Origin of the sequence: Ureibacillus xyleni, assembly GCF_900217795.1 — a bacterium.
In the GTDB taxonomy this organism is placed as follows: Bacteria; Bacillota; Bacilli; order Bacillales_A; family Planococcaceae; genus Ureibacillus; species Ureibacillus xyleni.
In genome coordinates this window covers 192034-204152 of sequence record NZ_OBMQ01000002.1, presented here as the reverse complement: position 1 = coordinate 204152, position 12119 = coordinate 192034, and the positions used below count along the sequence as shown (strand labels likewise).

Sequence of the window (12119 nt, the reverse complement as noted above, 5' to 3'; positions counted from 1 at the left end):
TGTTTATTTTAAATAGGCAAGAGGGGGGATTAAATTATGTTAACGATTGACTGTAAATGAGAACTTATAATCATCTGCTCTATGAACTGCTCTTCTAAATCCTATTAACTGATCATTACGTGTATATAACTTTGTTTCAATCACAAGAACCGGGTCTCCGATATTAACTTCCAAGTATTGCGCATCATCCATGCTTGCACCTGAGGCATAAATTTGATGCTCTCCTCGGGAAATAATGATTCCTAGCTCTCTTTCAAGTAATACAAAAACACTTTCCGCCTCTTCAAGAGCTTGAATAGTCGGTTGGAAATCCTTGGATATAGTTAAATAGGTTTGTGTCCATACAAGATACGTATCTTTAAGCATAATTAATCTAGAAACTTTTAAATCTTTTACTTCTGAATTTAATCCTTGAGAAGTGGATACCTCTTCTGGACGGTAAACACGTTCGACACCTAGTATTGTTGAACTACAATCCATTCCTTGCTCACGGAGAAAGCCTACTAATCCGCCTAATTCAAGACCTGGAGGACGTACAGGAAGCTCATGAACTGGGAAAGTCCCCTTTGCACGCTCTCGATACACATAGCCCTCATCTGCAAGTTCCTTCAATGCTTGTCGAACAGGTGCACGACTTACATGAAAACGTTGAACAAGTTCCTGCTCTGTACTAAACGGTTTATTTGTTTGTCCGTCAGAAGCTTGTAGTTCTTCGATTAAAATTGCTTTTATTTGCTTATATAGAGGAATTGGCGAATTACGATCTATTGTATTTTTTTGTACGTATTTATTCATAGTTGTACCCCATTTACCGCTACTTGAATATCAGCGAGATTCTTTAGCTGAGCAACGGTCCGTTCTTGAACATATTCAAATGTAACATTAGGAGCTAATTCTTTTACCACTAGGCCTTCTTCTGTTACATCAATTACTGCAAGATCTATATAAATGCGATCTACACAACGCAGAGTAGTTAATGGGTAAGTACATTCCTCAACAATTTTTGCTTCACCATTTTTTGTCGTATGTTGCATACATAAATATACACGCTTACTCCCAGCAGTTAAGTCCATTGCGCCTCCAACGCGTCCTAGAGTAGCATTTGGAAGTTTCCAACTTGCAAGGTCTCCCGTTTTTGACACTTGGAATGCTCCAAGAATTGTAGCATCGACATGGCCTCCACGAATCATTGCAAATGAGTCTGCTTGTGAGAAGTAACACCCACCTGGTTTTAGTGTGATTGGCTCTTTTCCTACGTTTACTAAGTCCGGGTCTTCTTCACCGGGTGCTGGTTTTGCACCTTGCTCCACGAGTACTGAACAAGTTGTGAAGGTAATCCCCTCCCTCCAAAACCGCCAACTAATAATGTGGCACCATCTTTCATATCTGAAACCACTTGGGAAGCACTATCATACTTTTTCTGGATCATTTAGAGTCTACTCCTCTCAATGTTTCTTTTGTGTCAATTAGCTCTTGACGATAGCTATTCATCGTTACAAAAAATGCACATGGTAAATTGCGTGGATCTCCTTTATAACCAATTTCCTCTGCAATAGAGCCAAATGGTCATAATTAATAGTTCTCTAGATTTTCAAGAGAGCAATAGCTTGTTTTATAGAAGAATGGCTTGATAAAACAAAGTGTTTCAATCATCTAAAACCTCTAATAGCGAAAAACCATTTAAAGATGAGTAGTATAAATTATCTTTAGTAGTTGAAATGTTCAGTAAGAATTAGAATTACTAAAAATATACATTTTGTACACTCTTTTTCATTAGGAACATATTATAACATTGTTATACCAAAGGTCAAAACATTTTTCTGACTCCTCTAAATGTTATACGTAATTAAATATTCCTTGTACTTAAGCAGATAATAGCTGTATATAGCAGTCAATATCAGCACCCTACTACTATATTCATTTTTGAAAGTTAAATAACTTTTTAGGAATTACGCCTAATAAACGTAAAAATGCACCCCAGTTGTTCATAATACAATTGGGGTGCATTTTATTATTTATTGTTCAGGAGTACTACGATATTTGTATGTTAATCCTTTAATAAAGTTTCGGGTAAAGTTATCTCCACATTCTTTATAATTCCGATGATCCGCTTTACGTAAAATTGCTCCAAGTTCACCTTTTGATACGTTTAATCCTGCATCATAAAAGATGTCGAGCATATCTTCTGTCGTTAAGCTTAGGGCAACCTTCACGCGTTTTATGAATAGGTTATTTGGTGTATCTCTTTTAACAAACGGTGGTGTTACTTTTTCTTGACCGGGTTTTTGATCTTGTTTACCACGTTTGAAAGTTATGAATCCATTTAAAAACGCCTCAAGCATTTCGTAATCACATGGTAAAAAATTATCAGTTGGTGTTAAGTCATATTCACCATCTTCATTTTCTTCTGGCTTTGTCAAAATCTTAAGTACCTCTTCTTTTGTAAAATCCATTCCACCCAAACGAAAAATTTCTACCATGTCTGAATTCTTTATATCTAAAGCATAACGAAGCCTTATAAGTAAATCATTATTTGTCATATTTGTTCTCCTTTTATGTAAAATAATCTGTTATTCCTTATTTCAATTTTAACCACGTATCTCTTTTGTAATCCACCCACATCCAAAATGATTCAGACATACAAAGTTTATAAGCTTTCTCGCAAAAAAAGAAAGCATCTTTTATGGCAGATGCTCTCTTATTATAATGCACTAATAGGTTTATATTTCAATAGTTTGTAGTAACTTCTTATTCTTTGTAAATTGTTGTTTTATTTTTACCATCCTTTTTCGATTGATAAAGAGCTTGATCTGCTCTTTCAATGATTGTTTTTGGATGAATGTCTCCATCCTCTATACTAGTCACACCTAAGGAAACGGTAATTGGTTTTCCGGTTGGGCTTTTTGTTTGTTCAATTTTTAATCGAAGCTGCTCTGCAATATTATAAGCATCTTCTTCATTTTTATCTTTGATTAAAATTCCAAACTCTTCCCCGCCATATCTAAAGCTTAAATCATCTTCACCAGTATAGTTGTTAATGATGTTTGCTAAATATTTAATAACATCATCCCCGACTAAATGGCCGTATGTGTCATTTACTTTTTTGAAATTATCAATATCTAAAAATACAAGTGAAAAAGAATGCTTTTGCAAGGTCCATTCTTTTATTGTGGCATCAAACGTTCTTCGGTTTGCAAGTCCTGTTAATCCGTCTAGTTGCACTTCTTTTTTTAATATTACTATATGGCTTTTCACTTGACGATAAAGCTGGTTTATCTCGTAAATATGTGAACGAATATTAATAACATCTTTCCCTTTATCTATTTCATTATTAAGGATGGCTTTTTCAGAGTATAGGGCTAGTTCAGTTAACGGTCTTGTTAAATTTCTAACCAATAATGTTGCAATTATTAATAAGACAATTAATGTCGTCAATGATCTCGTAACAATTTTAATTAATAAATTATTAATTGGTTCATTAATTGTTGATGCAGGTGTAAGAGAAACGACCCCCCATCCCAAATTTTTAGTTTGTGTATAGCCAGCAAAATATTCTTGGTCTGCAATCGTTACTTTCTCAAATCCACTTTTCCCTTGTTTTAATTTCTTTACGATTGGGTTGTCGCTTATATTCTCATAAACTTTACTAGAATTAGGATGATATAAAATATGACCATTTTTATCCACTGCAAACACATAAGAACCATCATTATAGCCATGTGTACCAAGGGCCATTTTAATAGCATTTTGATTTTCTAAATAAACCGTTCCCACCATCACTCCTTTATGCTCACCTTTTTCGTCAAAAATAGGTGCCGTCACTAAAAAGAGTAAGGTTCCACTTACCGTTTTATATGGTTCAGAAATAAATGGTTTTTTCTCTGTTAACGCTCTTTTCATTATTTCTGTATCAATTTTTGTACCTGCCTTAACAGTTTTACCATCAGGGGAATTAATAACGCTTGGGCTTATTAATTGAATAACTCCATTAGTATCTGTGATGAAGATTGAATTAAAATGCTCTTTTTCAGAATTAAAAAGAATATCTAAATTACTTTGCTTTTGAAAATCGATTGAACTTGAAAGATTTGCAATTGCTATTATGTTTTTTTGTAATTCACTAGTAATATAATCTACTGCCTCAGCTAATTTCGTTGTATAGTTATGGTTACTAACAAGATAATTATTTGTTAATGATGTCTTTAAAGCATTCGTTGCAGAATATAAATTAATTAATGTAGCAAAGAAGACTACCATTACAACTAGTATACTAATTACTATATTTAGTTTAAGTTCCTTTTTCATAATAATTTAAATCACTCTTCTTTCGATTCGAAATCCTATTATAGAAGACATCAATAGTATAAATCTTCCAATATGGTTTTCAATAGTTTTTTTACAAAAAAATCCAAATAAATTTTCTGTGAATGTACAACCATATTGTTTGAATGTATTTTTAATATAATTGCATTTATCTACAATTACCTTTAAATCTACACTTTATTTACATTATTAATATTTTGCAATAATCAAATTATTATAAATTAGAGTTTACTCTTCTCGAATTGTAGAGTAAACTCTATTTTATTTTGATTTTTTGTTTCGGGAAGGCGGAAAAAATTTATGTCACAATTAAGAAACGTGAAAATTTTAGGTACAGGGAAATTTTTACCGAAGAAAAAGGTCACTTCATATGAACTTGATCATCTACTAGGTTTGAATAACGGGTGGGTTGAGCAAAAATCTGGCGTTTCTCTGCGCTCTTTCGTGGAAAATGAAACCGCTTCAGAAATGGCGGCCTTAGCGAGCATAGATGCCATTAACGCCTCTAATTTACATAAAGAAGACATAGATTGTATTGTAAGTGTCAGTGGAACAATGGAACAGCCGATTCCTTGTAATGCAAGTCTTGTACAAAAGCAATTAGGTTTAAATAACTCAAAAATACCTTGTTTTGATATTAACTCCACCTGTTTAAGTTTCGTAACAGGCTTTGATACGATTTCATACCTAGTACATAGCGGTCGGTATAAAAATGTACTTCTCGTTTCTAGTGAAATTGCATCTGTTGGACTAAATTGGAAAAATAAAGAGAATGCCATACTTTTTGGGGATGGCGCTGCAGCTGCAGTGATATCGAAAACTCCAGATACAGAAAACTCTAAAATATTGGCTGGGCATATGGAAACATTTAGCGATGGCGCTCACTTTACGGAGATTAGGGGAGGCGGAACGAAATTACATCCAAATCATCCAACTGCAAATGAGACCGATTTTTTATTTGATATGAATGGTAAGTCTGTTTTTAAATTATCGTCAAAAAATATTGTATCTTATATGGAAAAATTATTATCTCTTTCTAATTGTACAATAAATGATATTGATCTAGTTGTTCCCCATCAAGCTAGCGGAATGGCAATGAGAATTTTAAGAAATAAGCTAGGAATAGATGAAGCAAAATTTATGAATATCATTCACAATCATGGAAATACAATTGCATCTAGCATCCCAATGGCATTACATGAGGCAATTGTGCAAAATAAAATCCAGCGTGGAAATAAGGTTATGCTTATTGGGACATCTGCAGGACTTTCTATCGGAGGGGTTGTATTTGAGTATTAATATTTTACTCACAGGAGGGCGCGCCCCTGCAACATACTATTTTGCACGTCTATTAAACGAACAAGGTCATCAATTATTTATGGCAGAAAGTTTACCAAAACATTTATGTATGCGCTCTAATTTGTTCAAAAAATCTTTTCTCGTCACTGCACCTAATGAAAACCGTGATGAATTTGTACAAGATTTAATTAACATTATACAAGATAACAATATAGATTTAGTTATACCAACTTGTGAGGAAGTATTTCATGTTGCTTATGGATATGAGAAGATTTCAAAATATTGTAGTGTTTTATGTGAACCTTTAGAAAAAATAAATACATTCCACCATAAAGGATTATTCATTGAAACTTTAAATGGAAGATTTCAAGAATTTGTCCATATTCCACATACAGTAGTTATTGATACGAACTTAAACACAAGTGATACTAAGACCATCATTGAAAACCAACTATCATTAGATAATGAATATGTGTGCAAGCCAGCCTACTCTAGATTTGGAACGGAAATTGCTTTTATGAAAGGCAAGAATCTAGTTGAGTACATTTCTACAAGAAACAACATTTGGGTGGTACAAGAAAAAATTAGTGGCAAACAAATTTGTACTTACGCAATTTCAGACAAAGGCAAGATGAAATGTTACAGTGCCTATGAATCAAACGATACTGTTGGACTCGGTGCTACGATATACTTTGAACCTCTTCAAAATGAAAAATTGGAGCAGTTCGTAAAACACTATATAGAAGAATACGAATACACTGGACAAATTGCTTTTGATTTTATCATGAAAGATAACGGTGAAATTTACCCAATTGAATGTAATCCAAGAACAACAAGTGGTATCTGTATGTTCCCTCTTGCGAAATATGATGATACCTATTTAGTAGGAAGTGAAACAACGATGGTTGGTCTAGCGATGTTGCAAACATTATTCTTTAAAAACATATTCAAGCAGATCGGCAAAATGATTAAAGCAAAGGATATTATTTGGAATACGAAAGATCACATCGTATTCTTCGATCAACTAAGCAGTTTCCTCTACATGTTGAAAGAAGCTAAGAGAAGAAAAATATCTAGTTATCAAATGAGTACGATAGATATTGAATGGAATGGTGATTTAGTTGAATAATATTTTAGTAACAGGAGCAACAGGTTTTTTAGGCGGGCATGTTGTGAATCGACTTGTAAATGAAGGCTATCGTGTCACAGCAGTTGGTCGAAATAAATATATTGGAGAATCATTACCCGCAGATGTTCATTTTGTGCAAGTTTCTTTAGAAGATCGAGAAGGCATTTTAAAGGTCATGCAAAACCAGGATTTTGTTATTCATTGTGGTGCACTTTCGTCCGTTTGGGGTAATTATGAAGATTTTTATAAAAGTAATGTCATTGGTACCCAAAACATGGTTGATGCTGCGTTCTCTGCCGGAGTAAAGAGATTTGTTCATGTGTCAACGCCAAGTATCTATTTTAATTTACATGATCGCTCAAAACTAAATGTAAAAGAAAACAGTGAAATACCTAGTCCTGCAATTAACTTTTATGCTGATACGAAATGGAAAGCTGAAAAAGTTGTAGATGAAGCATATCGACAAGGACTACCTACCATTACAATAAGACCGCGCGCTTTATTTGGACCTGGTGATAATGCTATTATTCCAAGATTAATTAAAACAAACCAGAAATCAGGCATCCCGTTTATAGATGGTGGAAAAGTATTAACTGATATTACCTATGTAGAAAATGTTGTGGATGCACTCTGTCTATGCCTTCATTCCGACGAGCATACTTTCGGAAAAAAATATAACATTACAAATGGTGAGCCAATGCATTTATCGGAACTTTTAGATAAAGTTTTCAAAATGCTGAACCAACCAATGAAAAAGAAAGCAATAAAATACGATACGATTTTACAAGTTGCAAAGCTATTAGAGACAACATATCGCTTGTTCCATATTAAAAGGGAACCCATTATTACTCCTTATACAATGACGGTACTAGCACATTCTCAAACTTTAAATATTGATGCAGCGAGAAGTGAGTTAGGTTATGTGCCGCGCATTTCAATCGATGAAGGGATTAATAGATTTGCAGAATGGTGGAAAACGAAAGAATGATTACTTATAAATTATTTCAAACAGGATATTGTACACATAATGCGAAAGTTGCTTTAAAAGGTGAACCTTCATATGAAATGAAGTTCCCAGCAATGGTGGCATTGTTAAAACACCCGGTACATGGCAATATTTTGTTCGATACCGGTTATACAACTAAGTTTTATGAAGAAACAAAGAAATTTCCCTATTCTTTATACGCAAAAATTACTCCTGTTTTTGTAAAAGAAAAAGATCATATTGTTGAACAGCTTAAGAGGGAAAACATTGGTGTAAAAGAGATTAAATATATTTTTCTAAGTCATTTCCATGCTGATCATATGTGTGCGTTGAAAGACTTCCCATATAGTCAATTCATCTGTTCTAAAGAAGCCTATCTATCCGTTAAAAATAAAAAAGGGGTTCGGGCCGTCTTGTCTGCATATATTCCAACCTTGTTACCGGAAGATTTCGGTAAGAGAGTGCACTTCATTGAAGATAAAGCAACTGCTCTAATTGATAAACCTGAACTTAACACCATCCATAAAGTGTTCCAAAAACCTCTTTACGATATATGGGGTGATGGTAGTTGTCTTGCAATCAATTTATCAGGTCATGCAAAAGGGCAATATGGATTAATTTTTGAGAATGAAACAAACGAAACAATATTTCTACTAGCTGATGCTGTTTGGAGAAGTAAAGCCTTCCGTGAAAATCTTCCTCCAAGCAAATTAGCCTATATTATCATGGATAACAGTGAAGATTATAAGGAAAATTTCCAAAAGATAGTAAAGTTACATTCTATAGAGAAAAAAATTAAAATGATTCCCTCTCATTGTGAGGAACCATTTCAAGTTGTAAGAGGTTAATATGTTAAAACTAGTTACTATTCTACAAAATTATCTCAGAGTAAAAAGAATTCAAACTTACTCGCCTGATGCTTTCCGTCAGTGGCAAACAAAACAATTAAAAAAGCACCTAAAATGGATTAAACTTCATTCACCATATTTTAATAATGGACCGCTTAATTTAAGTGACTTTCCTTATATGGATAAACAAATGATGATGGACAATTTTGATTTACTTAACACCAAAGGCATAAATAAGGATGAAGCATTTGAGATTGCTCTAAGCGCAGAGGAAAATCGAGACTTTTCGCCAACAATCGGCAACATTACGGTCGGACTCTCATCTGGAACTTCGGGAAACAGAGGGATTTTCTTAGTTTCTGAAGAAGAACAAGCTGCTTGGGCAGGAACAATCTTAGCGAAATTGTTACCAAATGGATTTAAGAACAGAGAAAAAATTGCGTTTTTCCTACGTGCAAACAGTAATTTATATGAGTCTGTAAAAAGCAGAAAAATAGAATTTACATTTTTTGATTTACTTGATCACTTTGAAACACATTTAAAAAGATTGGAAGACTATCAACCGACTATTTTAGCAGCACCACCTTCCATGGTTCGTCGTATAGCAGAGACTGTGAAAGAGAAAAAGCTAACTATCCAACCGATCAAAATCATTACGATGGCTGAAGTGTTAGACCCACTCGACGAACAATTTATCGAAGGGGTATTTCAACAAAAGGTTCACCAGGTCTATCAATGTACAGAAGGCTTTTTAGGATGTACTTGTAAACATGGGACGATTCACTTGAATGAAGATATCATTTACATCGAAAAGGAGTTTTTAAATTTGGAAAAAACAAAATTTTATCCGATTATAACGGACTTTAGAAGACGAACACAACCTATTATCCGTTATCGCCTAAACGATATTTTGACAATTAAAACCGATCCATGTCCATGTGGCTCACCAATGTTAGCAATTGAACAAATTGAAGGTCGAATGGATGACTTATTTATATTAAAAAACTACCAAAACAAGATGGAGTATGTGTTCCCTGACTTTATTCGGCGAGCTTGTATTACAGCTTCCGATAACCTAAAAGAGTACAAAGTCATTCAACACAATATGAATGAAATTGAAGTTCAATGTTTAGTATTTAATGAAGATAAAAGACAGGAAACTGAACAAAGCATCCAAGCAAATTTAACCGGTTATTTAAAAGAAAATTACATCGTTCCAGGCATTACTTTTGGTCATTATCAAGAAATAGATATTTTAACGAAACTAAAACGAATTGAAAATAAGATGCAGAAGGATATTTATAATGTGGAATAAGGCAATAATTTTCACTAAAGAAAATATGGACGAATTAGATTGGAGCACTTACGAAAACGGGGACTTTTTAAAGGATTATTTTGAGGGTTTAATTGAACATACGACTACATATATCAAAAACGTGGAGACAGAAATTTGTTTTGTAGCGCTAGGAAAAAAGTTAATTCCCTGTACAGTAAATGAAGAAACCTACGAAAACTCTTATGTTTGCTCACCATATACCCATTACATCACGTATGCAAAGGAAGAATTGCGTTTTGTTTCTAATAAACTATTAAGAGTAATTTTAAAAGCTCTACTTAATAGTTTTAGTATTTTTGCGAAGAAGATTGAAATCAATAAAATATTCTATATAAACAATTATTGCTTATCGACAAATTTAATAACACCTTTAACTGCCGAAGAAGTCTATCTATTAAAGGAACTATTAATTGAACGCTTTCCAAAGCACCAACTAGGATTTCGTTCCATCAATAAAATTTGCCATAAGGATATGTTGAAGTCTTTTAAAAATGAGGGATTTGAATTATTACCAAGTCGATATATCTATATTTCTACTTCCGAACGATTACATTCACCTACAAAAAGTGAAAGAAAAAGACGAAGACAAGACGAAAAATGTCTAACTGAAGATATGACTATTGTTACAAATGAGGAATTTTCAGCAGAGGATATAGAGCGAATCGTTGAACTTTATAATCAATTGTACTTAGAAAAATATTCGAAACTGAATCCGCAATTCACTTACAAATTCATTGAAAAAATGTTGGAAAAGAATTTATTACTGTTCCAAGGTATCAAAATAAATGGACAGTTAGAAGCAATATCTGGAACTTTTGTATTAGACAATATGATGACAAACCCGATTTATGGTTACAATTTATCGTTATTCCCTCAAGCACAGCTATACCGGGTGTTAAGACATTTAAATACAAAGTTAGCCCTTGAAAATAATTACTTATACCATCAGAGTGCCGGTGCTGGGAAATTTAAGAAAGCTAGAAGCGGCATAGGAACCCCTGAATATACCGCTTTATACGTCGACCATTTGCCTTTTTATAAAAAGCATTTTTGGAAGCTTCTATCCTTCTTACTAAAAAAAATCGGCATTCCTTTAGTAGAGAAACTAGAATTGTAAAAGGCTATAGCAGTTAACTATAGCCTTTTTACTATTTTACATAATTACAAAGTTTCCCGATATGTTCTACTTCTACTTCTACAGTATCACCAGACTTCATTGGACAACTTCCTGAAGGGGAACCTGTCGCCAAAATATCTCCTGGCTCTAAGGTCATCACCTTTGATATCCAACTAATGAGGAAAGGAATAGAAAATGTCATTTGATTTGTATTCCCATCTTGAACGACTTGACCATTTAATGTTGTAACAATTCGTAAATTGGTTGGGTCAATTCCTTTTACGATACACGGCCCCAGTGGACCAAACGTATCGAAGCCTTTACCACGCGTAAACTGTGGATCCTTCTGTGTTAGATCTCTTGCTGTTACGTCATTAAAAATTGTGCAGCCAAACACATAATCTAACGCCTCTTCTTCTTTAATATTTTTACCCCGTTTTCCAATAACAAGTGCTACTTCACCTTCTAGTTCTACCTGATTTGTTAATTCTTTTGGTGGAAGAATGATTTCTCCTTGATCTGGAATAATAGAAGATTGTGGTTTTAAAAATAAAAACGGTTCATTAAGATTTTCTAATCCCCCCGTCTCTTTCGCATGGGCAGCATATGTCCAACCAAAATTAATGATTTTCGATGGGATGACTGGCTCTAAAATTTTTACCTCCGTATATTTTACTTTCGTTCCATCAAATTTTAATTCATCATTTATCACTTCATTGAAAGAACTTGATAATTGTATAATTTCATCCCCTTCGACAATGCCGTAATAAACATTATTGTCAGGATGCTTGTAGCGAACAATTTTTTGTGTTTTATGTAGTACCTTCAAATTTATATCAACTCCGTAATATTTATGAAACTGACAAAGTAGTATAATATTTCCGAAAACTAAGCCAATTTCCTTATAACAGTTTAACAGTAAAGTCATAAGAAAAGAATTAGCATTTTTAATTTTGGAAAACAGTTAAAATAGTATTTCCCTAAAATTCTTTCAATATTAGTTACGGTTTCTTACATTCTATACAAAGAACAAATACATAACTCTAAGACATTCGGGCAATTTAACTTTGTGTATAAACACT

10 protein-coding genes and 1 pseudogene are annotated in these 12119 nt (G+C 33.5%); 6 read left to right on the top strand and 5 right to left on the bottom strand.

Features of this window, described 5'->3' with window-relative positions:
* Window positions 1-39: 39 nt before the first annotated feature.
* The 4 genes and pseudogenes from CRO00_RS04825 to CRO00_RS04810 all read right to left on the bottom strand — a co-directional run bounded on the left by CRO00_RS04825 (window position 40) and on the right by CRO00_RS04810 (window position 4305).
* Window positions 40-795: a GntR family transcriptional regulator gene (locus CRO00_RS04825; RefSeq protein ID WP_097072538.1), complete on the bottom strand. Its 756-nt coding sequence runs from the start codon at window positions 793-795 to the stop codon at window positions 40-42.
* Window positions 792-1384, bottom strand: a pseudogene (locus tag CRO00_RS04820) (CoA-transferase). Before CRO00_RS04820 ends, CRO00_RS04825 begins: the two are co-directional and overlap by 4 nt.
* A 631-nt stretch (window positions 1385-2015) precedes the next feature.
* A complete protein-coding gene (locus tag CRO00_RS04815; RefSeq protein WP_097072537.1) occupies window positions 2016-2540 on the bottom strand; it encodes a YehS family protein in 525 nt (174 codons plus the stop codon).
* A gap of 208 nt (window positions 2541-2748) precedes the next feature.
* Window positions 2749-4305: a sensor domain-containing diguanylate cyclase gene (locus CRO00_RS04810; protein WP_097072536.1), complete on the bottom strand. Its 1557-nt coding sequence runs from the start codon at window positions 4303-4305 to the stop codon at window positions 2749-2751.
* Between the two features lie 318 nt (window positions 4306-4623).
* On the opposite strand from CRO00_RS04810, the gene CRO00_RS04805 reads away from it, so the two are divergent.
* The 6 genes from CRO00_RS04805 to CRO00_RS04780 are packed head-to-tail and all read left to right on the top strand — an operon-like array spanning window position 4624 to window position 11037.
* On the top strand, window positions 4624-5622 hold the full coding sequence (locus tag CRO00_RS04805; RefSeq protein ID WP_097072535.1) for a beta-ketoacyl-ACP synthase III: 999 nt from the start codon (window positions 4624-4626) through the stop codon (window positions 5620-5622).
* The gene (locus tag CRO00_RS04800) at window positions 5612-6751 is read left to right on the top strand and encodes an ATP-grasp domain-containing protein (RefSeq protein WP_161946613.1); all 1140 of its coding nucleotides are present in this window, start codon (window positions 5612-5614) and stop codon (window positions 6749-6751) included. The genes CRO00_RS04805 and CRO00_RS04800 overlap by 11 nt, the downstream gene beginning before the upstream one ends.
* Window position 6752: 1 nt before the next feature.
* Window positions 6753-7739, top strand: coding sequence for an NAD-dependent epimerase/dehydratase family protein (locus tag CRO00_RS04795; protein WP_097072689.1), 987 nt, complete (start codon window positions 6753-6755; stop codon window positions 7737-7739).
* A complete protein-coding gene (locus tag CRO00_RS04790; protein ID WP_161946612.1) occupies window positions 7736-8584 on the top strand; it encodes an MBL fold metallo-hydrolase in 849 nt (282 codons plus the stop codon). Before CRO00_RS04795 ends, CRO00_RS04790 begins: the two co-directional genes overlap by 4 nt.
* A 1-nt stretch (window position 8585) precedes the next feature.
* Window positions 8586-9899: a F390 synthetase-related protein gene (locus tag CRO00_RS04785; protein WP_097072532.1), complete on the top strand. Its 1314-nt coding sequence runs from the start codon at window positions 8586-8588 to the stop codon at window positions 9897-9899.
* Entirely contained in the window at window positions 9889-11037 is a 1149-nt protein-coding gene (locus tag CRO00_RS04780) for a hypothetical protein (protein ID WP_097072531.1), read from the top strand. The genes CRO00_RS04785 and CRO00_RS04780 overlap by 11 nt, the downstream gene beginning before the upstream one ends.
* Before the next feature lie 31 nt (window positions 11038-11068).
* Here the strand turns inward: CRO00_RS04780 and CRO00_RS04775 are convergent, their stop codons facing one another.
* On the bottom strand, window positions 11069-11965 hold the full coding sequence (locus CRO00_RS04775) for a fumarylacetoacetate hydrolase family protein (protein ID WP_097072530.1): 897 nt from the start codon (window positions 11963-11965) through the stop codon (window positions 11069-11071).
* Between the last annotated feature and the right edge of the window lie 154 nt (window positions 11966-12119).